We start from the raw sequence: 26,324 nt of genomic DNA on the forward strand, positions 1-26,324 counted from the left end.
GCGATACGACTTAACTACATAAGGGGGAAGATTCAATGGAGCAATTAGAATTATTTTTAGGTGAAGTCAGCGGTTTTGTGTGGGGTCCCCCGCTATTGATTTTATTGGTGGGAACCGGAATTTACTTGACTATCCGCCTTGGCCTACTACAAGTGCGCTTGCTGCCTTACGCTTTAAAACTTGTCTTCACTAAAAACCAGGACAAGGAATCCGTCGGCGACATTACGCATTTCCAGGCGCTCTCCACCGCATTAGCTGCAACTGTCGGAACCGGTAATATTGTCGGTGTTGCAACAGCAGTCGTACTTGGCGGACCGGGAGCAGTTTTCTGGATGTGGTTTTCAGCATTCTTCGGGATGGCCACTAAATATGGCGAAGCGGTTTTAGCTGTAAAATACCGCATTACTGACGCCAATGGCCAAATGGCCGGCGGACCGATGTATTATTTGGAGCACGGACTGAAACAAAAATGGCTCGGCGTGCTATTCGCCATTTTCGGCGCGATTGCTGCATTCGGCATCGGCAACGGCACACAATCGAACTCTGTAGCTGCCGTGGTACGCGACACATTCAGCGTACCGACTTGGATCACTGGACTTATTTTAACGGTCTTTGCCGGCGCAGTCATTTTAGGCGGCATTAAGACAATTGGTAAAGTCACTTCTTATTTTGTACCATTCATGGCACTTTTCTATATTATTGCAGGGATGGTCATCATGGTCATGAACCTTGAATTGATCGGTCCGGCATTTGCTACGATTTTCAGTGCTGCATTCACGGGTGAAGCAGCAGTCGGCGGAGCAATCGGCGCCGCTATCCGCTACGGTGTGGCACGAGGCGTCTTCTCTAACGAAGCCGGACTCGGTTCTGCTCCTATCGCCGCTGCAGCTGCGAAAACGGACATGCCTGGACGCCAAGCATTGGTATCGATGACGCAAGTATTCATTGATACGCTGATCATCTGTTCAATCACAGGTGTTACAATCGTCATGTCTGGCCTATACACGGACGACACCCTAGAAGGTTCTTCCCTGACAACGGCAGCTTTTGAACAATTTCTCGGGCCGATTGGGCCAATCATTGTGGCCATTGGACTAATTTTTTTCGCTTCGTCAACCATTATTGGTTGGTCGTATTACGGCGAGAAATGTTTCCAGTATCTATTTAAAAACCCATCGCTTCTTATTGTGTATCGCATTGCATTTATCGCAATGGTATTTGTCGGCGCTACCGTATCGCTTGATGTCATCTGGATGTTCTCGGACATCATGAATGGGCTCATGGCACTTCCTAACTTAATCGGATTGCTTGGTTTGTCCGGAGTCATCGCTTTGGAAACAAAACGCGTTGTCGCAAAAATCAAAGAAGAAAAAGCGGCGCAGCAATCTGGCAATTGACATTTATTTTGAACAGTGAAATGATGGGTTATACCATACCGAAAGGCAGGAACCCATCATGGATCTATCAAAACAGTCAAACGAAAATGTGTCATACATGATCGAAGAAATAAAAACGAAGTTGCGCATGGTCAACGTCGATGCTATGAAGCCTGAACATTTCAATGCCTCTCAGTACGAAGACTTGAAAGAATTATATGAAATGGTCGCGAGCCGTGAAAACATTACGCCTAACGAAATGCAGGCCATCGCAAAAGAACTTGGTTCTTTGCGCAAATAAAAAATCCCTTGTTATCCAAGAACTACTTGGAAAGCAAGGGATTTTTCATTTTGAATACTGGACAATGTACCAGCCGCCTTCTTTGATGACTGTGTGGATGCCAAGAAGCTTAAGGCCAGCTTCTTCTCCCCACTCTGCAAGCTCCTCCCGTGTAGGCAAGCGGTACAGGTTATCGAAAGACGAAAAAAAGCTGTTGAAGACGTTGGCAAACGGTGGATCGTCAACGCTGCCGGCGATTGGGGTTACAACCGAGAAAATCCCGCCTTCATGAAGCCAACTTGCCAATTCATTAAATAGCGCCTCGCGTTTTTCCAGATCGATGTAATGGATGACGTTATTCAGCATCACCATATCGTATTGCCGCTCCGGAAGATAATGCCATAGGTCTGCATTGACGATTTCGATATTGGCATCCTCTTGGGTCAGCTGCTCAGCTTTCTCTGCAACTGCCGGACTGATTTCGATTCCCGTGAAATGGGTGTTAGGAAAACGTTTGGCAAGTTTCTTGATATAGCCTGCTTCTCCGCAGCCGATATCCAGCACTTGTTTAAATTGATGGTCCCGAATCTTTTTGGACATTTTCGGCATTGCCAGGACTTCCAGCAGCCTGCTTGTTTCAGCGACTGTCGGTGCATGCTTTTCTTCGTCAAAATGGCTGCGCTTTTTCTCCCGCATCATCTCTGGGTACTGGAGCAGCGTTGGAATATGCAATTCCATCATTTCTTTCAGCAGCACGCCAGACGAGTTGTCGCCTTTCGGCTTAGGCAACTTCCAGGAATTCGCGATTTTGTAGCGGCCTCTCCCCGCTTCTTTTAGATGGCCAATCGACAAGCCGATCATGATCCATTGCTCTAGCAGATCTTCGTCAAGGTCCAGCGCATCCGCTACATCGAATTTGCTCATCGGCCGCCCAAAAGCTTTGAACAAATCCAGTTCGTAGCCGACATAGGCGTGCCAGCTCGATAAGAATGGCTCATTCCGTTTCATATACATTCTGGCTGTAAACATCTTCATCACATCTATCATTTAAGTCCCTCCACTTTCCACGGAAAATCATCATTCTTGGTGTAGTATTTCAATTCTTTCATATCGGGCTTCAAATCAGTGGTTCGGACTGGCATAATTCCACCTTGGATAAAACGATCGCGGAAATTCTCTTTCCACATCCCAAGGCCGGAAACATTCAGCATTTGCTTAAAGTGGAGTACAGAATCTTCTTCCATCCGCTCAAAAGTCTTTTGACGGAAATAGCTCACCGTCTTGAACGGAAATGAATAGGCAAGCGCAGCCAAGTGGCTTAGCTGGATCACATGTTCAGCCCGCCGGTACCTAACTTTTTCATACCAAGCCAAATTACTGTCGGCAGCTTCGCCGTGTTCAATCATATCGGCCAATAGCTCTCCGAGGACATCAGCATCTTGGATTGCCATATTCATGCCTTCCCCTGCCATCGGATGGACCGCGTGGGCGGCATCTCCGATAATCACTTTATTGCCTTTTACATACGAAGGCGCGTGGTACATTACCGGTATCATCAGCTGGATCTTCTTCCAGTCTTTCAACTGCTGGACGTAACCGTCCACGGCTGGCGCCAAGTCCGTATAAAGTTTATGAAAATGACTGATTGGCTTTTTTTTAAGTTCCTGGTAATCGCCTTCAGGTATCAGGTAAACGCTGCGCACTTGCTGATCAGGCAATGGAAACAGACCGAGAAATCGGTTGTACGTGGAGATGATCTTTCCATCCCTGAAGTTTTCCGCCCTTGGAAAAGTGACTGTCAGGAAATGATGGTTATAAAGCGTCTGCTTCACTTCTATGCCCATATCTTTGCGCGTTACCGATGTGCGTCCTTCCGCGCCGATGAAATAATCGGCTTCGACTTCAAACTTGTCATCACCTTTTTGCAAAATCGCTGCATTTTCCGTAAACCCCTTGCAGGCGGTGCCGCTGAAATAATGGAAACTTTTATATGCAGAAGCGGCATCTCGCAGAACTTTTTTCAACTCTTCATGGTGGATCATATAAGCCGAATCGTATTTGCCAGGCAACACGCTGTAATCCATATATGACTGGTCCCTTACTTTCAGGGAACTTGACAATTCCAGCATATCGAGCACTTTGATTTCATTGGCGCGTGAATGGATTGCGTCGAACAGGCCAAGGCGGTCGAAAATCTGCATGCTCTTCGGCTGCAATAATTCACCTTTATATACAGGGGTCTTATTGGTCAGCCGCTCAGCTACTACGACATCCACTCCCCGTTGGACCAGCTTCAGGGCAAGTGTTAAGCCTCCCACTCCGCCGCCACTGATAAATACATCTGTTTTCATGCATTTCAGCTCCTTGTTTTTCTGTACCCGTAATGCCAGTCCCTGAAAACACAAAAACGGCGGGATAACGCAAAAAGAAGCCCTCTTTTGGAGGGCTTCCCGTAAATCGCTTCCTATAGCCTATTTAGTTCTACAGCTAATTGCGCGCCGACTTGGGCGTTGTATTTCACCAATTCAATGTTCGCGACCAAGCTTGAGCCGCCCGTCAATTCCTTCACTTTGCCAAGCAGGAACGGCGTCACTTCTTTGCCTGCTACGCCTTGCGCCTTGGCTTCCGCCATTGCTTGTTCAATGATGCCGGTAATAAAAGACTCTTCCAGTGCATGTTCTTTTGGAATCGGATTGGCAATAACTGCTCCTCCTTCAAGCCCAAGGTCCCATTGCGCTTTAAGGACATTTGCCATCGTTGCCACATCGTCTGCGCGGAACGTCAAGTCAAATCCGCTGTCGCGTGTGTAGAAAGCGGGCATTTTAAGGGTTTGGTGTCCGATGACCGGAACACCTTTCGTTTCTAAATATTCGAGTGTCAGCCCGATATCCAAGATCGATTTCGCACCTGCGCAAACAACAGCTACGCTAGTCGAAGCCAATTCTTCAAGGTCCGCTGAAATATCCATTGTCGTTTCAGCACCACGGTGGACTCCGCCAATTCCGCCAGTCGCGAATACGCGGATGCCTGCCAGTTCTGCACAAATCATTGTTGCCGCTACTGTAGTAGCACCCAATTTTTTCGTAGCAATCAATTGCCCGATGTCGCGGCGCGATACTTTTGCTACATCCGGGCTATTTCCTAAAAGCTCCAATTCATCATCAGATAAACCGATTTTGATTTTTCCGTCCATGATAGCGATTGTTGCAGGCACTGCGCCGTTATCTCGGATAATCGCTTCTACGATGCGTGCTGTCTCAACGTTTTGAGGATACGGCATGCCGTGAGAAATAATCGTCGATTCGAGTGCCACCACCGCTTGCTTATTGTCCATTGCTTGTTTTACCTCAGTTGAATAAGAAATCATGTCTACTAATTTTGTCATGTTAGTTCCTCCAGTTCTCGCTGTAATTGTTCAGCGGATAAATCGCTGCGCACAGTCAATGCGCTTTGCAGGGTTTTTGCCGCATTGGCAAGCCCTGCTTCAATGTTGCTGTCAAATGGCTGGCCAGCCAGGTAACTGTGAATGATGCCGCTGGAAAATGCATCGCCAGCTCCCGTCACTTCTACAATATCGAGTACTGGGTGTGCTGCATAATGGCGAACGGTGCCGCCTGCCCCAGCAATGACGCCATCTTTGCCGCCAGTGATCACGACATGTTCAGCTCCTAGACGCATAAGCTCTTCAGCTGCTTGCCCCCATTGCTCTTTTGTTGTAAGATCACTGCCCAAAAAGCGGCCAGCTTCTCCGCGGTTCAAAATCAGCCACGTAACGCCAATCAAATCTTTGCCCATGCGGTTCATTTTCGGTTCTGATACCGGAATAACAGCAAAAGGGATTCTCTTTGACTTTGCCAGCTTATGGATTTCCTTAAGTGTTTCAGCCGGACAATTCAAATCCGCGACAATAAAACTAGCCGATAACAGGTCTGGTTCGCTGCGACGAATGTATTGGGGCGTCATGGCATCATAAATTGCCATGTCAGCCATGGCGAAAACCATTTCACCGCCGGGCTCCAGCACTGCCGTATAGGTGCCCGTCGACAAAGTGTCGTCCAATTTCGTCAATTCGGTGTTCATAAATGATTTGGATGCTTCTTCTATCATGTTCCATTCCGGATCATTTCCTGCGATTGACATGAGCTTCACTGAATGGCCGAGGCGCCCAAGGTTCTCAGCGATATTGCGCGCTACACCGCCAATGCTGCGGCTTACGCTAGCCGGGTTGGAAGTACCCATCTGCGCCGCATGCTCCAAGCGAAATTTACGGTCTACGTTCGCGCCCCCGATGCAGATTACTGTATCTTCTTCGGGCAGAATGTACGCACGTCCGGCGATCTTCCTTTGCTTGATCAATCCGGAAATCAGATTTGCCACTGTCGGCCTCGAAACTCTCAACTGCTCCGCCATTTCCTGTTGGGATAAATATGGGTTTTTCCGGATCAATTCCAGCACTTCGATTTCCTTCCTGTTCACAATTCCACCTCCTAATTAAACATTTGTTTATAATATAAACTTTTATAATTTATTTTGCAAGTTATTTATTTCGTCCTTTTATTGCCAAAACATTGCCAGGGCAATCTGAAAATTGCTAAAATGATAAGGATGAAGGGGGAGATCTAATTGACATCATTTGAACAGAAACTGACACGTTACGCAGAACTCGCAGTAAATGTAGGGGTTAACATCCAAAAAAATCAAGAATTATACATAGTTGCAGCATTGGACGCAGCTCCATTTGTCCGCGTAGTTACAAAAAAAGCATACGAAGCTGGTGCTAAACAAGTTTATGTCGACTGGCTTGACGATGAAATCACACGGGTACGCTTTGAATTGGCGCCGGAAGATTCATTTTCTGATTACCCTGCCTGGAAAGTGCAGGAGCGTGAAATTCTTGCGGAAAGAGGCGCTGCTTTCATGAGCATCGTTTCCCAAAGCCCGGACCTATTGAAAGGCATCGATTCAAAGCGCATCGCAGCTAACCAAAAAGCGACGGGTACGGCGTTGAACAAATACCGCCAATATGTACAATCAGATAAAATCAGCTGGACCGTTGTTGCCGCCCCTTCGAAAGCATGGGCTGCCAAGGTCTTTTCCGATTTGCCAGAAGAGCAGCAAGTCGATGCTTTATGGGATGCTATCTTTAAAGCAGTGCGAGCTGACCGCGACAATCCTGTGGAAGAATGGATCAAGCACGATGAATTGCTTCACACTAAAGTGGATTACTTGAACAGTAAAAAATACGCGAAATTGCATTATACTTCACCGAAAACCGACCTTGAAGTAGCACTTCCAAAAGGCCATCTATGGTGTGGGGCCGGCTCGATCAATGAAAAAGGCGATAAGTTCATGGCTAACATGCCGACCGAAGAAGTCTTTTCCGTTCCTGAAAAAACAGGCGTTAACGGCTTTGTGTCCAGCACAAAACCATTGAGCTATGGCGGCAATATCATCGACGATTTCAAAATCACATTCAAAGACGGCCGCATCGTTGAAGTCACAGCTGCCGAAGGCGAAGAAGTTTTGAAGGAATTAGTAGCAACCGATGAAGGTTCGCATCATTTAGGCGAAGTGGCACTTGTGCCCCACCATTCACCGATTTCCGATTCGAACATTTTGTTCTACAACACATTATTCGATGAAAATGCCTCCAATCATTTTGCCATCGGCAGCGCCTACGCATTCTGCCTTGAAGGCGGCAAAACAATGTCACCGGATGAATTAACGGCGCACGGCTTGAACCAAAGCATCACGCACGTCGACTTTATGGTCGGTTCTGAGGAAATGGACATCGACGGCATTCTTGAAGACGGCACGCGCGAGCCTGTTTTCCGCGGCGGCAACTGGGCTTTTTAAGTATCGCTAATTCGACACTTAATTTTTCTCCGCTTATCATGTATACTAAATATTGATAATGACAGTTTAGAGAGGAGTTATCACTATGTTATATGGCGTTACAGTAACCCTCGGGTTTATGGTTGTAATCTTCTTGTTCTTTTTCACTTTGATGTACTTTTTGCGCAAAGAGCTTCATACTCATGATGCAGAGCACGTTGACCCACTTCCAGAAAAAAAATATTAATAAAAAACACCGCTTTCTTACTTGGAAAGCGGTGTTTTTTATTTGAGCTACTAGTTGAAATTTATAAATGGTCGATATTCCGTAAAACAGCCCCGCTTTCCTGCGGGCTTGCGCCGAACTAACTCGTGCTGACGCCCGAGTGGATTTCGCCACTTCGCTATCCCGCGGGAGTCGGATCTGTTTTACTCCATATCTGGTGATATTAAACAAAGTGCAGATACTTCTCTCTTTTATTTTACCCCATCTAAGAAATGATTAGATATTAAGATTCACCTTGAATGAAGCGGAAGACGGCGACTCCAGCGGGATAGCGAGACAGGCGAGACCCTGCAGGAGCGAAGCGACGAAGCGGCTCGGCGCTCGCCCGCGGAAAGCGTCCGTCTGAAGCGAAATGAAAAGGGCTACTTCAATTCAAGTTTGTATAAAAACAACGAATTCTTCCTAAAAAAGCGATTTTTTTTATTGTTTTGATATAATTTATTTATTACATTTCGACATCAATTACTTTACATAAGCATTACATCGTATGCCTTTATACCCTATAAAATGGCTTCTTTTCCAACATAAGACCTTTCTTATGTATCATTTTCTGTTTCGTTCTTTTTACTGGATTTTTTACATGGTAAAATGCAAAATAGTACTTGTTTATTATTAGGAGGAGTTTAGGCATGTTTTCTTCAACAGATATTGGAATTGACTTAGGAACAGCGAATATTTTAGTATACACAAAATCAAAAGGTATAATTTTAAATGAACCTTCAGTGGTTGCTTTAGATACAAAGACTGGCCGCGTTATCGCAATTGGCGAAGATGCAAAAGCCATGATCGGTAAAACACCAGGTTCGATTCGTGTAGTACGCCCGTTGAAAGATGGCGTTATTGCAGATTTCGATGTCACTACTGAATTATTGAAAATGGTTATGCAAAAAGCGGCTAAACAAATGGGCACTTCTTTCCGCAAACCGAATGTAATGGTTTGTACGCCATGCGGCGCTACTTCGGTAGAACGCCGAGCTATACATGATGCAGTTAAACAAAGCGGCGCGAAAACCGTTCACTTGATTGAAGAACCGGTAGCAGCAGCAATCGGCGCTGACCTTCCAGTCAGCGAGCCAATTGCCAGCGTCATCGTCGATATCGGCGGCGGCACAACAGAAGTCGGCATCATTTCTTTCGGTGGTGTCGTATCTGCTAATACAGTAAAAGTTGCCGGCGATCGCATGGACGAAGACATTATCCAGTATGTCCGCAAGCATTATAACGTGTTGATCGGCGAACGCACTGCTGAGAATGTCAAAAAAGAAATCGGCTATGCCCTCGTTCCCCATAAATCAGAAACCATGGAAATCCGTGGACGTGATATTATGACTGGCCTTCCGAAAGTGGTTACGCTGACTTCAACTGAAATTCAGGAAACATTGAAAGAATCGCTTCTATCAATTCTTGAATGCATCCGTGCCACCCTTGAAAACTGCCCGGCTGAATTATCCGGCGATATCGTCGACCAAGGCGTCGTTATTTCAGGCGGCGGTGCATTGCTGAAAGGCATGCAGCAATGGCTGTCACAAGAAATTTCTGTTCCTGTCCACATTGCACCACAACCGCTTGAGTCTGTTGCAATCGGCACTGGCCGTTCGCTTGTTATGCTCAGCAAACTCGAAAAAATTTCACGTTAATCTAAACGCGGCCCGGAGGCTTTCAGCTTCCGGGTTTTTTATCTATTTCGATAATTTGAAAGTTCAGCATAACTTACTGTTTCAACTGGTATATTAAATTTTTAGCCTGATTTTTTTTACTTTTCCAGCATAGTTTCAGTCGTTTTTTATTGCCGTTTGTTCTAAACTAGAGAAAAGAGCTTTAAGGAGGAATATACCATGTCGATGCTTGAAAAGATTTTGGAATACAATCAAGAGTTCGTAGAGAAGAAAGAATATGAACAATACATCACCACAAAATTTCCTGATAAGAAAATCGTCATTTTGACTTGCATGGATACCCGGCTATTTGAAATGCTGCCGAAAGCCATGAACTTAAAAAATGGCGATGTGAAAATCGTAAAAAGTGCTGGAGCTGTTATCAACCACCCTTTCGGCGGAATTATGCGCAGCCTGTTTGTAGCAGTTTATGAATTGAATGCAGACGAAATCTATATTATCGGACATTACGATTGCGGTATGTCCGCAATCGATCCACAGTCGATTTTAAGCAAGATGAAAGCGCGGGGCATTGATGAAAAGACCATTGAAATGATGAAGTATTCCGGAGTGGACCTTGAAGAATGGTTCCAGGGCTTTGACGATGTGACAGAAAGCGTTCGCCACAGTGTCCAGATGGTTACGAACCATCCGTTAATGGATAGCGCTGTCCCGGTCCACGGTCTGGTGATCGACCCAACCACCGGCAAATTGGACTTGATTGTAGACGGCAATAAAAAATAAACTGCATTAGTTTTTCAAATCAAAAAACCGCTAAGGGAAGTTCCCTTAGCGGTTTTTTGCAGCCAGTTTATTTTTTAAAATAAATATAATCAAGTGGGATCCCACTGTGGCCGAACTGGCGCAGAAAGGAAGTCACTTGCCCGCGATGGTATGAAGCGTGATTAATGACCGTGAACAGCATCTCTTCCCGGGTATTGCTGAAATCCATACCGCGCATGTTCCGGAAGTCGAGCGTCTCTTGCCATTGTTCTTCATTGAGAGATGCAAAATACAAATCCATTTCAGCGTGCAGCAGGCTGAAAGCCTCAATGGCTTTTTCCACAGTTGAGACATCAAAATTCTCGAAAGCCGGCTTCGGAATCCCCATCATTCGCTGCAGCCAAAGTTTTTCGACGCCGATGACATGCTTTGTCGTCTCTTCTATCGAAGCGAATGAATTCGCCCCTGGCCGTGCATAAAGATCTTCCTCGAATGAATGAACATGCTTCAGGCATTCGGCGGTCGCCCATTGGTGATAGGCAAAAAGTTTGTTTCGATCCATGTCGAACCCTCCCTTTCGTATTGTCTATGGCCAGAACCAGCGGGCAAGTGCATTCCGCCACTTTTTATAGGCGGCCTTGCCCTTTCAAAACTCCCTTTCGAGCAAAGCATATTGGTAATGGTCTTCCCATTCGCCATTGATATACAAAAATTCTTTAAGCAGGCCTTCGCGCTGAAAACGTGATTTTTCAAGTACTCGCACCGATCCAGCATTCCGCGGCGAGACGTACGCCTCAATACGATGAAGCCGCAACTCTTCAAAGCCGAATGTCAGCACAAGCCCGACCGCTTCAGTAGCGATGCCTTTGCCCGTTGTGGCCTCGTCAATCGAGTATCCGACGAGGGCACTCAGGAACGGCAACCGCTTAATGCCGTAGATGGAAATGTGGCCAACCATTTTATTGGTCGACAATTCAAAAATACCAAAACTGTACTCCCGGTTTTCCCGTGACTGGTAAATGGATTCCCGGATTTTCTCACGCTGCGCCATGGCTGTGAAATAGCTGTCCGGATGGCGCGGTTCGTAAATTGCCCAGTATTCACGGTTGCGCAACAGCAACTGAACAATTTCATCCGCGTCTTCTACTGCCAAGGTCCGGATATAACAAGTGCGTCCCTCGAATGTCAGCTTCATATCAATCCACAGATGAAGTCAGAGCGTTGAAATCCTCAGCGTCCTTCACGCACAGGGCAATCCCTTTTTCCCAGAATGCCGGCTGCGTAATATCCTCGCCAAGGTGTTTCAACGCCAGGTCTTCAGCGGTCATAATTGCCGTATCCCGGAGCAATGCCATATATTTCTCTTCGAAATCCGCTCCTTCATCCAGCGCTTTTGCATAAATGCTCAACGAGAACAAATAGCCGAACGTGTACGGAAAGTTATAGAACGGCACATACGTAATATAGAAATGCAGCTTCGATGCCCAGAAATGCGGATGGGTCGATTTTAATCCGCCGGCAAACCCTTCTTTTTGCGCTTCTTCCATCAAGCTATTCAATCGGCTCGCAGGAACAACGCCTTTTTTGCGTTCTTCATAAAAGCGCGTTTCAAACAAGAATCTGGAATGGATGTTCATGAAAAACGCGACACTGCGCTGGACTTTATCTTCCAGCAAAGCGATTTTTTCTTCTTTTGACTGTGCATTTTTAACAGCCGCGTCCGCGACAATCATCTCAGCAAACGTTGAAGCCGTCTCAGCGACGTTCATTGCGTAAGAACGGTTCAACGGGTGCACTGGCCGGAGCGCGTGTGTATGGAAAGCGTGTCCCAGTTCATGGGCAAGCGTAGCCACGTTTGACATCGAACCGCTGTAGGTCATGAAGATTCGAGACTCTTCAGTCATTGGCAGTCCGGTACAAAATCCGCCTGGCCGTTTGTTCGGGCGGTCTTCCGCTTCGATCCACCCCTGTTCAAACGCTTTTAAAGCGAACTTTTGCAGTTCAGGACCGAAATTTCCAAAATGCTCTAGAATGAAATCTGCGCCTTCCTGATATGTGAATTGGTGCGTACTGGCCGTTACCGGCGCATCAACGTCGTACCAGTCAAGCCCATCTTTGCCGAGCAGTTCGGCTTTTCGGTCTAAATATTCGACGAATGGCTGCTTGTGATCTGCAATCGCTCCCCACATCGCATCCAGCGTCTCTTGCTTCATGCGGTTCATATGAAGCGGCTCTTGAAGGACATTGTCCCAGCCTCTCTTTTTATAAACTTCCAGACGGAAACCGGCAATTGAATTCAATGCTTTCGCAAAAAAGTCTTCTTTTCCCGTCCATTCCTGTTCGAGTTTGTCATACGATTCTTGGCGCACAGCCGGATTTTGGTGGGAACTCAGATTATTGGCTTGGCCAACCGACAAGATTTTCTCTTGTCCATCGACTGTCATCGTAATTTTGATGTCACCCACGAGCATGTCGTATAATTGGCTCCAGCCGTGGTAGCCGTCGATGCTCAGCGCCGTGATGAGGTTCTCCTCTTTTTCGGAAAGCAGCATATTCGCTTCTTCCAGCCACTCGTTCAAGACGAAGCTGAATTCATGAAGCTCTTCTGTTTCCAGCAGCTGCGTCCAGACGCTTGCTTCCGTTTTCGTCAATTCTTTTTGAATTTTCTGCAACGCGGATTGGAACTGCGCCGACAATGCCGCAGACTCACTCTGCAGGATGGCCGCTTTTTTATCTTCAGTATTCTGTGCCATCAGACAGCCGATAAAAGCGCCCGATTGGCGGAGCTGCTGCATGAGTGATTTCACATCATCTAATAGTGCAGCAATCCGCCCTGCCTCGGCTGCTGAAGAAGGCACTTCGAATTGCTGTGCCGTAGTTTCAAATCGCTTTAATTCCGCTTCTGCTTCGTTGATATGTGATCGCAATTCCGCTGAATCGCTGCCGTCCGGAAAAAGCACATCCAAATCCCAGACTTCTGGAAATTTCACCGTCATCATTTTTCCCCCTGGTAAACTAAATTTTCTAAAAACACTTATTAGTATACCATTATTATTCAGTTGGCAAAGGATCTGTTCAAGTAGAACCCACTGGAAATTTGCGCGAAAAAGTGTCCGAAGATTTCACAAAGCACTTGTTTTATTGATTTTTTTGGAAATTCCGTTTGTTGTACGAAACGCAGGCAGTTATACTTATGTGAGAGGAGGGATCTCTTATGGTTCGAATATTGCTGATGACACTGGCATTCTTAGCTGTCGTCATACTTAATGCCTTGGCGAATATTCTGCCGCTGAATGGACAGAACACCGGAGATATTTCCAATCGGCTGCCCGTCCTGTTTACGCCTGCCGGCTATGTATTTTCCATTTGGTCCGTTATTTACATCTTGCTGGCTGCCTGGATCATCGGTTTTTGGGTGCGCTGGAAAAAGGGCGAGCTGCCTTCATATAAAGTCACATTATTTTTCACATTAAGCGCCGCCTTTAACATCATTTGGCTGCTGCTCTGGCATTATGAGTTTTTCGCGTGGACGATTGTTGTAATGATCGGCTACCTGATTTCACTCATTGCTCTGTATCTGCAGTACAGCAACGAGGACCGGTCATGGACCGGGCGCCTGCCGATATCCATCAATTTGGGCTGGATCAGCGTCGCCACCATCGCCAACGTCAGCTACGTGCTCACTTACTATAATTGGGGCGGCTGGGGCCTCAGCGACCAGCTATGGGTTGTCATCATGCTGACAGTCGGAACCGCTCTCGCGCTCCATATACGCTTCCACCATTACGACATTCCTTATGCTTCGGTTTTCATCTGGGCATTCATCGGCATCGCTGTAAAACATGGCACCGATGAACTCCTAGTGACGACGGCTTCGCTGTTTCTGAGCGGCGTCATTTTCACAGGTATCTTATTGATCAAAAAACGGCCATTAACAAGGGCTTGATAAGAACAAGCATCACAAACCCGTATGGAATTTATTCCGTGCGGGTTTTGTTTTTGTGGATTCGATAGTTATTAAAAATTCTCTGACGCCTTTTCATTTCGCTTCAGCGCACTTTCATGTCTCGAAGCTAGCGAAGCGATGCAGAGACATGCGGACGCTTTCCGCGGGCACTACCTCAGCCGCTTTACTCACAGCGTTCGCTCCAGGGTCTTCGGCACGTGCTGAATCCGCAGGAAAGATATGACCGAAGGTAGTTCGGTCATATCTTTCCGACGAAGCTAGCGAAGCGATGCAGGAGCAGTATGTTTACCCTCGCCGCCTTCCGCTTCATTCAAAGGTATTTCTTAATAGAGAATCATTTCTTTTATCAAAAAACATGAAAGATATGCTCGCTGAAGTTTCCAGCAAATCTCAAGATATGGAGCAAAACACCTCCGACTCCCGCGGGGCTGTATTGCGGAATATCTTTCTTAGATTTATTTGAAACCCAGGATTTTTTACTTTTTAATCATAGAAAAACGCACCGGGATAAAATCCGGTGCGTTTTTGACTTTCAGTCTAATTTAGTGAGCAAAATCGGCTCGCCTTTTGTCACCAGTACAGTGTGTTCAATCTGCGCCACCAACGACTGGTCAGGCGTGATGAAAGTCCAGCCATCCCCTGATTCGATAATGTGTTCGGCTTTCTGTGAAATGAACGGCTCCACTGCCAGGATCATACCTTCTTTCAGGATGGTTTTTTCCCACGCGTCGTAATAATTCAAGATATGCTGAGGAGCCTCATGAAGCGATTTTCCTATGCCGTGCCCTGTCAGGTTCTTGATGACGAATAGGCCCTGCTGCTTCGCTTCGCGCTCGACCGCTTTGCCGATCTGGTTCAGCTTCGCGCCGGCCTTGACTTTCGTCATCGCAAAATCAAATGCGGACGCAGCCACTTCGCAGAGTTTCTCTTTTTCAGCGTGGCCTTCGCCCACCACAAAAGAGATGCCCGTGTCGGAAAAATAACCTTCTAAAGAACCCGATACGTCGATGTTGACCATATCGCCTTCTTTGATGACGCGGCTGCCAGGAATGCCGTGGGCAACTTCCTCGTTGACGCTGATACACGTGAACCCCGGGAAATCATATTCCGATTTCGGGCCGGACACGCCGCCTAGTTCGTCGAACAGGCGGCCGCCCAGTTCGTCGATTTCTTTCGTCGTCACTCCTGGTTTTGTCGCCGCCTTCATCGCCTCGCGTATTTCGGCTACCATACGGCCGGCTTTTTTCAGCATTTCTATATCTTGTTCAGTAGTAGCAATCATTGAATAACCCTTCTTTCAAATTGTCTATGAAAAATTATACCATAAGAAAAGAGGACTATCACAACAATAGTCCCCCCTTTTATTATTGATTTGCGTGTACCAGTTTCGGAGCGGCAGCGAACAGTGCCGAACAGACAAATGCTGCCAACAGGAATACTGGAATCATATAAGTCGCGTTATAGACTGCTGAATAGACAAGCACATTGCCTTCCGCAAACATGCCGAAGAACAAGATGCCTGTCACCACATGCATGGCATATCGCAATAACGAGCCGAGCAGCACTCCGGCTATGATAGCTGACACCATCTGTCCAGTGCGTTTTTTTTCAGCCGCTCTCAAATATCTTCCGCGCATAATTCCTGCCAAGCCAACGACGCCATAAGCCGCCAGGTAATCCAGGATGACCTGCAGCACGACATAGCCGAAAGACAGCGGCGTCACGGAGACCGTACCCGTCACTATTTGCAGCAGCCCGACCAGCACGCCCGTCAATACGCCAGCAAGGACGCCTCTGCGGAAAGCCATCAGGACGATTGGGATCATCACCAGGCTGACAGAGCCCCCTTGCGGCATTTTGAACGCGATAAAGTCGAGCACAAAGCCCAACGCACCGAAAATCGCGATTTCCATCATTAAAATCACTCGTAAATTTCTCATAGCTTCCTCCTTATGTGTTGTGCACATCACCAGAAGGGCCGCGAATCAAAACCATATAAAAGCGGCGCCAGGATAGATCCTGGCGCCGCGTAAGGGCAGGTTTCCATCCACATCCCTGCGCAAGTGTTAACTTACAGGTTCAAAGGGTAAGAACAGAACGTTCACTCTCAGCAAATAGCTCCCCTTGTGGTGTATACAATTATTATCTTACACTTGTATTGTACACAAGCGCATTCTTGAATGCAAACCTGTTTCAAGCAGCGTCAGCAGGGTAACAGGTATATAGCGAGAAATTCAAGAAAGGTGGTGGAGGCAGCAGGAACAACTGCTGCTGAAAATATTATGATCGAGCTTTTGAAAGAACTGATTAAGATCCAAAGCGATACGAAAGAAGGGGCAAATGAAGCGCTCGAATATTGTGCGGGATGGCTCGAGAAGAATGGCCAGGACGTAAAGGTCCACGATAACAACGGCTATAAGATGTTGACAGCCATCAAAGGCCAAGGCACGGAAACCCTCATCTGGAATGGCCACGTCGATGTTGTGCCGGGGCATCCGGAACAATATGTGCCTATTGAAAAAGCCGGACGCATTTACGGACGTGGGTCTGCGGACATGAAAGCGGGAGCCGCCGCCATGATGCAGGCATTCGTCGAATTGGACGCCTCTAAATTGAACCGGATCGTGCAGCTTCATATTGTTACAGATGAAGAAATCGGTGGGCGCAACACGTCGAAATGGCTCGTTGAACAAGGCTATACCGGAGACTTTGTCATTTGCGGCGAACCTACTGGATTGAAAATCGGGCTGCAGTCAAAAGGGATTCTGCGCATGGATCTGACGTTCAAAGGCAAACCAGCGCATGGCAGCCGTCCTTGGGAAGGCATCAATGCCATTGAATCCGCGATGAAATTCCATGCAGGAATGGCCGACCTGCCGTTCCGCAAAGAGGCGACGGAATATTACGAGCAGCCGTCAGTAAATCTCCCGATTATCAAAGCTGGCGACCGTTATAACGTTGTACCGGAAATCTGTGAAATGTCCTACGATATCCGTTTCATGCCGGGCCAGGACAAAGAGGAAATCGTCCGCCAAATGAAAGAATTGGCAGAGCGGCTCAATCTAGACATGGAATATAAAGCTAGTGGCTCGACGCCGGCATTGACGACCACAAAAGAAAACCGCTCCATCCAGTCCCTGGAAAAAGCGATTTCAGATACAACAGGCGAGACCCCTGTGTTGTTTGGGCAGCACGGCGCAGCTGACACCCGCTATTATGCGGAGGTCAATGGCGGCGAAGGGGCAATCGAGTTCGGTCCGACCGGAGATGACTGGCATGGCAACGCGGAATATGTAGAAGTCCAAAGCGTCCATCAGTACAAAGACATCTTGTTGGCCCTCGCCCTATCACCTGCCTATGTTTAAAGCAGACACCTTTTGGGAATACTAAACTAACTTACTCATGACAGGAGAGATTTAAATGGCATTAGGACGTTTATTGAAAACTGCGATAAAATTTGCACCCATCGCTTACCCGATTATCCGCAAAGCTATGAACAAAAAAAAAGCCAGCAACGCGGGCCAATATAAAACACCACAATCAAAACGATAAGATAAAAAGAGCTGCAGCGATTCTCGCTGCAGCTCTTTTTCCTCTTTAACTATAAGGGATGGCTTCTTTTAGCGCCAATAGTCCGGCGGCATTGTGCCGGGACGGATTCACGGCCGCTGAGCTTCCTTCCAATTCACCAGAAGACTCTTCATCTTGCTGAGCCTGGATTTCTTCAAAAGAAACCGGAGCCGCGGCAGGCACTTCCCAGTCTTCCACTGTCCACCCTTTTTGGTAGACATCGAAAAAGGCATTTGCCATTGTCTGGTAGCCGCTTAAATTCGGGTGTACATCCGCTGCGTTTGGAACTTGGTCGACTCCATCTTTGCCGAATCCATCAGCCACAGGGACAAACAGCGCTCCATTTTTTTGCGCGGTTGTTTCCAGGATTTCATTAAGCCGGTCGAGCTGCAAAGCAGTCCCCGCTTTCTGGGAGTCCCGGGCATGCGGATAGGCAAAATAATAGCCCATTACATAGACGTCCGCATCCGGAGCGCGCTGTTCGAGCTCTGCAAGGATTTTTTCCAAATTCGCTCGTGCGCCATTCAACGCAAAGTCCACTTGGATCTGCCCGAACGATAATGACCCTTCCGCAGGGTCAGCCGACACCAGCCTGAGCAGGTCATTTGCGCCTGCTGATACCGTAATGATGTTAGCATTCTTTAATACATCTTGGGCTTCTTCGGAAGTTACCCGGTCAAGAACATCATGAGTCGTAAAACCTGGAAAAGCTAATTCTTTCGTATAAAAAGCGACGGGTTGCTGCCGCGCCAATTCTTGTGCAATCATGTCTGAATAGCCTGCATCAATTGCAGAATTCGGAGTTTGGCCTGCTGCTAAGGAGTCGCCAATTGCTATATATTTTGCAGGGGTACGGACTGCCGCGTGTGAAGTTGCGGCGCCGCTCACCCATAGCATAAATACCAGCATTATCATCAAGCTCTTCTTCACATTTTCCACCTCTTAAAATGCCCAGTTTCCATTGCGGAAAACCGGTTCGCTCGTACCATCTTCAAAGAGTCCGTCAATATCCATATCAGCGCTGCCGATCATAAAGTCCTCATGGACGATTGACGTGTTCAACCCGATCGATTGGAGTTGGGTCCTTTCTAAGTCACGCGCCCCTTCGAAACATGTCGGGTAGGAATCGCCGATCGCCAAATGGTTCGAAGCATTTTCATCAAACAATGTATTAAAAAACAAGATGCCTGAATCAGAAATCGGTGAATGATGCGGCACCAAAGCCACTTCGCCAAGATATGCCGATCCCTCGTCCGAACGGATCATTTCGTCCAATAATTCCTGTCCTTGCTCCGCTGTCGCTTTGACAATTTTCCCTTTGGCGAATTCAAGCGTGAAACCGTCGATGATATTTCCTTGGTAAACCAGGGGTTTTGTATTCGTAACCACACCTTCGACTCCGTATTTCAACGGCACAGTATAAACTTCCTCCGTCGGCATATTGGCGATGAACGGATTGCCCTGCGGTGTTTTTGCAGCGCCCGTCATCCATATATGTTTGTCCGGCAACGCAATCGTCAAATCTGTGCCAGGTGCCCGGTAATGCAGCTTGCTGAACTTTTTGCTGTTCAATTGCGAAGCGCGCTCTTCAAGCAAACCGATATGCTGTTTCCATTGGTCCACAGCATCGCTTTCGCCAATCCGCACTGTTTTGAAAATCGCTTCCCATAAAGCCTCTTGTTGTCTTTCCTCATCAAGTTCCGGAAAAACTTTCTTCGCCCACCCTTTGGACGGGATGGCAACGATCGACCAGGCAATCTTATCCGTCCCCACCGCTTGGCGGTAGCGCTCTAATGCTTTGCCTGCGGATTTCTGTGAATCGGATAGCCGCTTGGCCGGAATGCCTGTCAGCAAATCCGGGTCTTCGGCATCTATCCACAAGAACGATCCCCCAGTATCGATAATTTCATCGCGCTGCATGACGGACCAGTGCGGATATTCATTGAATGCTTCGTCTGGAGCCATTTCGAAATGGATTCTTGTCTGAAGCGGATCTGTGTAATTAACATGGACGCGCTTCGCACCCGCTTCATATGCTTTCGCCACTACTAGCCGCGTGAATTCGACCGTATCAATCGTCGTATTGATCATGACGAGCTGGCCTTTTTGAACATTCAAGCCGACTTGGACAGTCAGTTCAGCATACTGCTCCAGATTTTGTTGGAAAGTCATCTTTTACTCCCCTTTTCAGAAATTGTTTTGCTGCTTCCTTCTATCAGACGGCCTCCGTGAAGGATCTTCTGGACCGGTTTTGACGGAAGCTCTTTGGTAAATTTTTTATAATGGCGTTCATCTGCATAAGCAAGCAGCGTGAGGACTTCCCCATCGGCTCCGGCGCGGCCGGTTCTGCCGGAACGGTGTTGGTATTGCTGGATCGTCTGCGGTACGTCAACGTGAATGACATGTGTCACTTGATCGATATCAAGGCCGCGTGCGGCCACCTCTGTTGCAATCAACACAGATACTTCACCCTTGCGGAACTGGTCAAGCGCATTTTTACGCTCATCTTTTTTCATTTCCGAATGCAGCGCCACGATTTTCGCATCGCGGTATTTCAATTTGTTTTCTTTCATAAGCAATTGGTCCAAGTTATTGACGAACGCCAACGCTTTGACGTTTTCAAGATTAGAAATCTTGCGCAGCATTTCGGTTTTTTCCCGTTCGTCCACTTTGATGAACGAATGCGTCACTTTGCCTTGCATCGGCATATCTTCGGCTTTCACCTTGAGGCGTGTCGGATGCTGCATCATACGGTCAGCTACGAGCTCCACTTCTTCAGTGATCGTTGCTGATACCAATACGAGCTGGCGGCCATGCTGTGTTTTTTCAATCAAGTCTTTCATGATATTGCGGTGTTCACGCGCCATCAGCTGATCGCCTTCATCAAGCACGAGCATGCGGATTTCATGCATTTTCAATTTCTTGTTTTTGACCAATTCGTTCAAACGCCCTGGCGTACCGACAACTATCGATGGCTTTTTCTTCAGTTTTTCCAGCTGGCGCTGCATATTTGCTCCGCCAATCAATTGAGTAACTGTAATATCCGTGCCTTCAGTCCATTCGCGCACCACATTGACGATTTGCATCGACAACTCCTGTGACGGGGCGATAATCATGGCTTGGATTGAGGGCTTTTCCGAGTTAATGCGTTGCAGGATCGGCAATAAATAAGCCAATGTTTTTCCTGTGCCTGTTGGAGATTCCGCGACGATGTCATTTCCTGCGAGCATTTCCGGAATCATCTGTTCCTGGATCGGCATCGCCGTTTCATATCCTGCTTTTTTCCATTTTTCTTGCCAAATCGGGCTTAACTGTTCTATAAAATTCATGTCCTATTCCACCTTCTCTTCGATGCCTCTAGTGTAACATATCCGGCGCCGCTACGCCTTTTTCAAACGAAAAAGCTGCCTCCAAAAAAAGAAGGCAGCCCAGGTATTTCATTGTGATTCCGCAACTTCTGTGCGCTTGTAAACTTCTTCTTTTTCCGCTTCTTCGACTGGGCGGACCGGTTTTTTGATAAACAGCGCCAATAATAATGCGGCTATTGCGATGAACGTCGATATTTCAAATGCGTAGTTGATCCCTTCAAGAAGCGCTGAATTCATAATGCCCTCAGGCGCTGCCCCGCTAGCCGCCAATTCCTGCGCCACCGATTCGGTCCGCATATTCATCAACGTGATAAGGAACGCGGATCCAATGGCACCTGATACCTGCTGCAATGTATTATTGATGGCAGTGCCGTGCGGATAGGACTTGATCGGCAGTGTATTGAGCCCGTTCGTCATAACGGGCATCATGACCATTGAAATTCCGAACATGCGAAACGTATAAATTGCCATGATTTGCAGAAAGCTTGTTTCCATCGATAATTGACTGAAAAGGAACGTTGTGATGACGACAATCGCCAGCCCAGGAACCGCTAATACTTTCGCGCCGAAGCGGTCGAATAGCCGTCCGGTGATCGGCGACATGATGCCCATCAGCAAAGCCCCTGGCAGCATCAGCAGGCCGGACTCAATTGGTGATATCCCTTTGATGGTCTGGACATAGATCGGCATCAAAATCATGCCGGAAAACATCGACATCGCCAGTGCAATTGATATAACGGAAGACAACGCGAACATTGGATATTTATAGATGCGGACTTGCAGCAAAGGTTTGTCCAGTTTCAGCTGGCGCCAGATAAAGATTGCCAGTGCCAACAGCCCTACTGAAATTGTTCCATAGACTGCCGGGGTTTGCCATCCCATCGAGCCGGCCGAACTGAAGCCGTATAAAACGCCGCCGAATCCGATGCTGGATAAAATCACAGATGCTTTATCCAGCGTGATTTCGCGGTCTTGGAATGTCAGGTTTTTCAGTTTCACTGTGCCGAGCGCTAGAGAAATCAAAGCAATCGGCAAGACGATCCAAAAAAGTACACGCCACGAATAATGTTCCACGATAAAGCCGGAAAGCGTCGGACCGATTGCCGGTGCCACAACCATGACCAATCCGAAGAATCCCATCGCTGACCCTCTTTTTTCAACTGGAAAAGCAGCTAGCATTACATTCATTAAAAGCGGCATCATTAAAGCCGATCCCGACGCCTGGATCATCCGGCCAGTAAGCAAAACGCCGAATGTTGGCGACAATGCCGCAATCAATGTTCCTATAGAAAACAAAGACATCGCTACGATGAATATAGCGCGGTTTGAATAGCGCTGGATGAAATATGCGCTAGCAGGTATCAAGATGCCGTTCACTAGCATATAACCGGTGACCAGCCATTGTACTGTAGATGCATCTTCAATATTCAAATCCACCATAATGGAAGGCAGGGCGACATTCAATAAGGTTTGGGTGAAGATAGCCACAAATGCTCCGGTAAAAAGGATGGCTATTATGCCATAAGGCGGTTTTTTCTGTTCTGTCATTCTACTAATTCCTCCGTAAATTTCAGCTTTATTTTAATTTTCCATTGCTTCATTCAACTATTTTATACCGATAGTCTAATTTTATCAACTAAAATAGACTAGCAGTCTAAAATATTGATTTGGAAAGGTTTTCAAGCTATGATAAAGCTGAAGTTAAGTTGAAGTAGTAGTTTATAATCTTCGATATTCCGCAAAACAGCTGCGAAGGTATTGATCCAAGAATTGGGAAAATACCTTTGCGACGAAGTGCGTAGCACTGCAATGCACTTTAATGTCTCGAAGCTAGCGCAGCGATGAAGAAGCAGAAAGTTCTTAGCAATGAGACGAGTGGTCTGCTCGGCTAATGGCGAGAGCCAAGGAGGTGCCAGTAACTTTCGGCAACTCCTTTGCGACGAGCTTGCACAGGAGCAATCTTCTTTGTTCTGCACAAAGCGGCCGAAGCGGTACATAAAAATTTACTTTTTTAGTTCAACTTATAGATAAAGAAAGTACAAAGGTGAATAAAAAATGAATCCAAAAAAACAGAACATCATCAACGCCGCTTACATCCTTTTTATCAATAAAGGCTATAACGCTTCGTCGATCCAGGATATCCTCGACGAAGCTGGCGTCTCAAAAGGCACATTTTATAATTACTTCACTTCCAAAACACAATGCCTCATCGCCATCATGGAATCAATCGGCAGCGAACTGAGCCAATTGCGGATGGCTGCGGCTGCCGGCCGGCCTGCAAACGATCCACAGGTCCTTGCTGATCAATTGAGCATCCGCATCAAATTGAATCAGGAAAAAAATCTCTTTTCACTCTATGAAAGCATTTTTTACTCACAGGATCAGGAACTAAAGGAATTTTCCAAGCTCACTTATTTGAAGGAGCTTGATTGGATTGCTTCCCGGATTGTCGACGTCTTCGGCAAGAGAGCGAAACCGTATGCACTTGACAATGCGGCAGCACTCCACGGTTCGATCCAGCAGCTTTTCCATCTATGGAAAGTGACATCGCACGAGGTGCTGCCGACTGATGAACTCGCTTCATTCGTCGTGCGGCGTTTAGAAGTAACCATGGCCCATCAAATCGCTTCAGGCGACCGCTTTATCCGGGAAACCGGGCTGTATCCGAAAAAACATGCTGAAAACCTGTCGCCAAATGAACTCGGAGCCCAGCTCGAAAGCTATAGCAAGTCAGCGGCTGATGATGATAATACGGCGCAGCTCGTGGCTTTCCTGGGCAGCGAATTGCAGTCGGACAAGCCACGCAAAGTGTTGATTGAAAGCGTTCTTGGCACTGTCGCCAACAAAAGCGGACATGAAGCTGAATTGCTGGCTATGCTTGAACAGGTATGGAAACAGCTCGCAAAGCTATAAACACAAAAAAGGACAGAACAAGAGCCATGAATTCGGCTTTTGCTCTGTCCTTTTCATTTATGGTTTTCTGCGCCCCTGAACGGCTTGCTCAAACGCATAGGCGTATTCGATCAGCTCAGGTTCGCTAAAAGCTTTGCCTGTAAATGTAATATTGAACGGTTCGTTTTCACGGCTGTAGCTGAACGGTACGGTAATGGACGGAAATCCTGCCGCAGCCCCGATGTTGCAGCCATAGTCTTTCGGCAAAACGAGGGCATCTGCTCCTGTTTTTTTTAACGTGGCGCTGATGCCTTGCTTGCCAGCCAAAAACCGGTTCCGCTCTAAGGTTTCCAAGTATTCACGCTCTGTTAATTTGCCGCTCGTGCCGGCGGCTTGTTCAAAAAGGTTTTGCCCGAATTTCAATGTTTCCGCTGCATGCGCGAGATTGAATGCGATGGCATCATCCAACGAACGGATTGGATTTTCACGGTCGGTCTTCGCTAAATAATGGTTGATGCCCGCTTTGAATTCATGCAGCAGCACCGCAAATCCGAGATCTTCCTGCGTGACCCCTAAATCGACATCGTCGATGATTTGTGCCCCGCATTGCCGCAGCCTATCAAGTGATGCATTGAACAACTCCAACTCTTCAGAGGACAGCTTGTCTAGAAAAAGATTTCTCGGCACACCCAGTTTGGTTCCCGCCAACCCATCTTTATTGAAATGCTTCTTCCAATCGTAAGATTCGAATGGTTCAGCGAATGCCGTTACGGCATCTTCAGGATCACGCCCGATCAATTGGGCGAAGACCGTAACTGCGTCCTCGACGGTGCGTGCAAGAGGTCCAGCAGTGTCCTGTGTCAATGATATCGGAATGATGCCGCTTCTGCTGATCATTCCGACCGTCGGTTTGATGCCAACCAAGCTATTCCGGGCAGCCGGATCAATAATGGACCCTGACGTTTCTGTGCCAATTGCTGCAGCGGCTAAATTGGCTGCGACCGCTGCCGCAGAACCAGAACTGGAACCGCCAACATCGAAAGCGCCATAAGGATTTTTCACTTGCCCACCGCGCGAACTAAAGCCGTTCTCCATTTTATCCGTCATGAAGTTCGCCCATTCCGTCATGTTCGTCTTGCCGATGATTATGGCGCCTGCACTGCGCAGCTTTTCGACAACTTTGGCATCGCACAGTGCGTAATGGTCTTTCAATGCCAGCGAACCTGCGCTTGTATGCATCATGTCGTCCGTGCCCATATTGTCCTTCAGCAAAACCGGGATGCCGTGCAGCGGTGAACGTACGCCTTTATGCAGGCGTTCAAAATCCAGCGCCTGCGCAATCTGCACAGCTTCGGGATTGAGTTCCAGCACGGCATTGATGCTTTCACCCGACAGTGAAATATTCTCTTTGTACATTAAAACAAGTTCTTCTGAAGTCAGCTTCCCTTCAGCCATTTCCTGCTGAAGGGAAGCAATCGTTTTGTCATCCAGTTGTTCCAGCCGGTATTGTTCCAATTTTTTGTGATGCATCAGGTTCCCTCCCACATACGGATGTACAGCTGATTCCATTCTCCAAATTCCCGTCATTGAAAAAAGCCGGGTTGGCCCGGCTTATATTTCCTCAGTATAGCTTTTCATCAATTCATACAGAGACAATTCGTATAGCTGTCTTCCCTCTATTTTAAATACATTCTGTTCAACTAAATGATCGATGATGATCGAACGTTTATCTTCGAATTTCGATTCTGGTATGTGTTCCATAATGGCCGTTCTCTCCTTAGCAATTTATTCTCTTTTCTTTACCTCGAACACACGGTCTTAAAACCTTTCGACTGCAGAAATAAACAAAAGTTTTCAGTCCGCCTTATTTGCTAGCCCTTGCCTTAAGAGGCCGATCGGAAAAGTCGCAAAATCGGTCGATCATGTCTTCAATTTTTGCCTGCCGCGTATTGCGGGACCAGTTGATGACGCCTGTCGCATAGACGTCAGCACCTTTCGATTCGCAGATTTTCTTCATCTGTCCAATGGAGCGGCTGCCCCCCATAAATGGAAACGGGAAAGATTGGGTAACGAAGAGAGCCACCATTTTGTCACCCAGATCAGGAAGCTGTTCCAAATACAGGCGCATCGTGGGGGATACCGCCATGCCGTAGACCGGTGCCCCGAATACGACTAGCTCGTAAGGCTCGACCGGCGGAATTTCCTTCAGCTGCCCGTTTTTTGCATTTTTCGGCTGTTCTTCCACCGGCACCACCTTTATCAATTCCACCGTATGCCCTTTGTCCATCAGCTTTTGGCTCAGTTCCTCCGCTACATTAAATGTATGTCCGGTCATGGAATGGATGATAATGCCGATTTTCATCATGCCCCGC

At 47.3% G+C, this 26,324-nt stretch carries 25 protein-coding genes and 1 riboswitch; of the genes, 9 read left to right on the plus strand and 16 right to left on the minus strand.

The annotated features are described in order from the left end of the window. The first annotated feature begins 35 nt into the window (after positions 1–35). Together AC4EHB_RS16005 and AC4EHB_RS16010 are read left to right on the plus strand one after the other, a co-directional pair. The gene (locus AC4EHB_RS16005; protein WP_490976620.1) at positions 36–1,397 is read left to right on the plus strand and encodes an alanine/glycine:cation symporter family protein; all 1,362 of its coding nucleotides are present in this window, start codon (positions 36–38) and stop codon (positions 1,395–1,397) included. A gap of 58 nt (positions 1,398–1,455) precedes the next feature. Next, entirely contained in the window at positions 1,456–1,677 is a 222-nt protein-coding gene (locus AC4EHB_RS16010) for a DUF1128 domain-containing protein (RefSeq protein WP_135505169.1), read from the plus strand. 45 nt (positions 1,678–1,722) lie between these two features. Here AC4EHB_RS16010 and AC4EHB_RS16015 read toward each other — a convergent pair whose 3' ends face one another. From AC4EHB_RS16015 to AC4EHB_RS16030, 4 genes are all read right to left on the minus strand, one after another. Beyond that, a complete protein-coding gene (locus AC4EHB_RS16015) occupies positions 1,723–2,703 on the minus strand; it encodes a class I SAM-dependent methyltransferase (RefSeq protein ID WP_490982042.1) in 981 nt (326 codons plus the stop codon). Next, positions 2,700–4,007, minus strand: a complete 1,308-nt coding sequence (locus AC4EHB_RS16020) for an FAD-dependent oxidoreductase (RefSeq protein ID WP_490976618.1) — start codon at positions 4,005–4,007, stop codon at positions 2,700–2,702. Before AC4EHB_RS16020 ends, AC4EHB_RS16015 begins: the two co-directional genes overlap by 4 nt. Before the next feature lie 113 nt (positions 4,008–4,120). Next, positions 4,121–5,041, minus strand: a complete 921-nt coding sequence (locus tag AC4EHB_RS16025; RefSeq protein WP_490982043.1) for a pseudouridine-5'-phosphate glycosidase — start codon at positions 5,039–5,041, stop codon at positions 4,121–4,123. After that, on the minus strand, positions 5,038–6,132 hold the full coding sequence (locus AC4EHB_RS16030) for a carbohydrate kinase (protein WP_490982044.1): 1,095 nt from the start codon (positions 6,130–6,132) through the stop codon (positions 5,038–5,040). Before AC4EHB_RS16030 ends, AC4EHB_RS16025 begins: the two co-directional genes overlap by 4 nt. 147 nt (positions 6,133–6,279) lie before the next feature. On the opposite strand from AC4EHB_RS16030, the gene AC4EHB_RS16035 reads away from it, so the two are divergent. From AC4EHB_RS16035 to AC4EHB_RS16045, 3 genes are all read left to right on the plus strand, one after another. Continuing rightward, complete coding sequence (locus AC4EHB_RS16035; RefSeq protein ID WP_490976615.1) at positions 6,280–7,512, plus strand: aminopeptidase; 1,233 nt, start codon at positions 6,280–6,282, stop codon at positions 7,510–7,512. Positions 7,513–8,406: 894 nt separating this feature from the next. Then, a complete protein-coding gene (gene mreBH / locus AC4EHB_RS16040) occupies positions 8,407–9,414 on the plus strand; it encodes a rod-share determining protein MreBH (RefSeq protein ID WP_490976614.1) in 1,008 nt (335 codons plus the stop codon). 198 nt (positions 9,415–9,612) lie between these two features. Then, positions 9,613–10,176: a beta-class carbonic anhydrase gene (locus tag AC4EHB_RS16045; RefSeq protein WP_490976613.1), complete on the plus strand. Its 564-nt coding sequence runs from the start codon at positions 9,613–9,615 to the stop codon at positions 10,174–10,176. A gap of 67 nt (positions 10,177–10,243) precedes the next feature. Here the strand turns inward: AC4EHB_RS16045 and AC4EHB_RS16050 are convergent, their stop codons facing one another. From AC4EHB_RS16050 to AC4EHB_RS16060, 3 genes are all read right to left on the minus strand, one after another. Beyond that, on the minus strand, positions 10,244–10,717 hold the full coding sequence (locus AC4EHB_RS16050) for a DinB family protein (RefSeq protein WP_490976612.1): 474 nt from the start codon (positions 10,715–10,717) through the stop codon (positions 10,244–10,246). A gap of 84 nt (positions 10,718–10,801) precedes the next feature. Further along, a complete protein-coding gene (locus AC4EHB_RS16055) occupies positions 10,802–11,350 on the minus strand; it encodes a GNAT family N-acetyltransferase (protein ID WP_490976611.1) in 549 nt (182 codons plus the stop codon). Between the two features lies 1 nt (position 11,351). Continuing rightward, on the minus strand, positions 11,352–13,154 hold the full coding sequence (locus tag AC4EHB_RS16060) for a M3 family oligoendopeptidase (protein WP_490982045.1): 1,803 nt from the start codon (positions 13,152–13,154) through the stop codon (positions 11,352–11,354). Between the two features lie 215 nt (positions 13,155–13,369). Here AC4EHB_RS16060 and AC4EHB_RS16065 point away from each other — a divergent pair, with 215 nt between their 5' ends. Continuing rightward, positions 13,370–14,101 (plus strand): TspO/MBR family protein, encoded by a 732-nt coding sequence (locus tag AC4EHB_RS16065; RefSeq protein WP_490976609.1) that lies wholly within the window; start codon positions 13,370–13,372, stop codon positions 14,099–14,101. 553 nt (positions 14,102–14,654) lie between these two features. Here the strand turns inward: AC4EHB_RS16065 and map are convergent. Both map and thiT read right to left on the minus strand, forming a co-directional pair. Then, positions 14,655–15,404 carry a type I methionyl aminopeptidase gene (gene map, locus AC4EHB_RS16070; RefSeq protein WP_490982046.1) on the minus strand — a complete coding sequence of 250 codons (750 nt, stop codon included), beginning with the start codon at positions 15,402–15,404 and terminating at the stop codon, positions 14,655–14,657. Between the two features lie 82 nt (positions 15,405–15,486). After that, a complete protein-coding gene (gene thiT / locus AC4EHB_RS16075) occupies positions 15,487–16,062 on the minus strand; it encodes an energy-coupled thiamine transporter ThiT (protein ID WP_490976607.1) in 576 nt (191 codons plus the stop codon). A 95-nt stretch (positions 16,063–16,157) separates the two neighbouring features. Then, a riboswitch (TPP riboswitch) is annotated at positions 16,158–16,257 on the minus strand. Positions 16,258–16,404: 147 nt separating this feature from the next. Between thiT and AC4EHB_RS16080 the strand changes: the two genes are divergently transcribed. Beyond that, positions 16,405–17,487: a M20 family metallopeptidase gene (locus tag AC4EHB_RS16080; RefSeq protein ID WP_490982063.1), complete on the plus strand. Its 1,083-nt coding sequence runs from the start codon at positions 16,405–16,407 to the stop codon at positions 17,485–17,487. 55 nt (positions 17,488–17,542) lie between these two features. Continuing rightward, on the plus strand, positions 17,543–17,674 hold the full coding sequence (locus AC4EHB_RS16085; protein WP_490976606.1) for a hypothetical protein: 132 nt from the start codon (positions 17,543–17,545) through the stop codon (positions 17,672–17,674). A gap of 45 nt (positions 17,675–17,719) precedes the next feature. On the opposite strand, the gene AC4EHB_RS16090 is transcribed toward AC4EHB_RS16085, so the two are convergent. From AC4EHB_RS16090 to AC4EHB_RS16105, 4 genes are all read right to left on the minus strand, one after another. Further along, a complete protein-coding gene (locus tag AC4EHB_RS16090) occupies positions 17,720–18,622 on the minus strand; it encodes an SGNH/GDSL hydrolase family protein (protein ID WP_490982047.1) in 903 nt (300 codons plus the stop codon). 12 nt (positions 18,623–18,634) lie between these two features. After that, positions 18,635–19,864 (minus strand): aminopeptidase, encoded by a 1,230-nt coding sequence (locus AC4EHB_RS16095; protein ID WP_490982048.1) that lies wholly within the window; start codon positions 19,862–19,864, stop codon positions 18,635–18,637. Next, positions 19,861–21,021, minus strand: coding sequence for a DEAD/DEAH box helicase (locus AC4EHB_RS16100; protein ID WP_490982049.1), 1,161 nt, complete (start codon positions 21,019–21,021; stop codon positions 19,861–19,863). The genes AC4EHB_RS16095 and AC4EHB_RS16100 overlap by 4 nt, the downstream gene beginning before the upstream one ends. Positions 21,022–21,129: 108 nt before the next feature. Further along, entirely contained in the window at positions 21,130–22,608 is a 1,479-nt protein-coding gene (locus AC4EHB_RS16105; protein WP_490982050.1) for an MDR family MFS transporter, read from the minus strand. 507 nt (positions 22,609–23,115) lie between these two features. Here AC4EHB_RS16105 and AC4EHB_RS16110 point away from each other — a divergent pair. Continuing rightward, entirely contained in the window at positions 23,116–23,973 is an 858-nt protein-coding gene (locus AC4EHB_RS16110; protein ID WP_490982051.1) for a TetR/AcrR family transcriptional regulator, read from the plus strand. A gap of 57 nt (positions 23,974–24,030) precedes the next feature. Here AC4EHB_RS16110 and AC4EHB_RS16115 read toward each other — a convergent pair whose 3' ends face one another. The 3 genes from AC4EHB_RS16115 to AC4EHB_RS16125 form a co-directional block, all read right to left on the minus strand. Continuing rightward, positions 24,031–25,482 (minus strand): amidase family protein, encoded by a 1,452-nt coding sequence (locus tag AC4EHB_RS16115; protein WP_490982052.1) that lies wholly within the window; start codon positions 25,480–25,482, stop codon positions 24,031–24,033. Between the two features lie 81 nt (positions 25,483–25,563). After that, a complete protein-coding gene (locus tag AC4EHB_RS16120) occupies positions 25,564–25,713 on the minus strand; it encodes a Fur-regulated basic protein FbpA (RefSeq protein ID WP_490976599.1) in 150 nt (49 codons plus the stop codon). Positions 25,714–25,816: 103 nt separating this feature from the next. Next, a complete protein-coding gene (locus AC4EHB_RS16125; RefSeq protein ID WP_490982053.1) occupies positions 25,817–26,314 on the minus strand; it encodes a flavodoxin family protein in 498 nt (165 codons plus the stop codon). Positions 26,315–26,324: the final 10 nt, after the last annotated feature.

It is taken from the genome of Planococcus sp. TJ-302 (assembly GCF_058268455.1).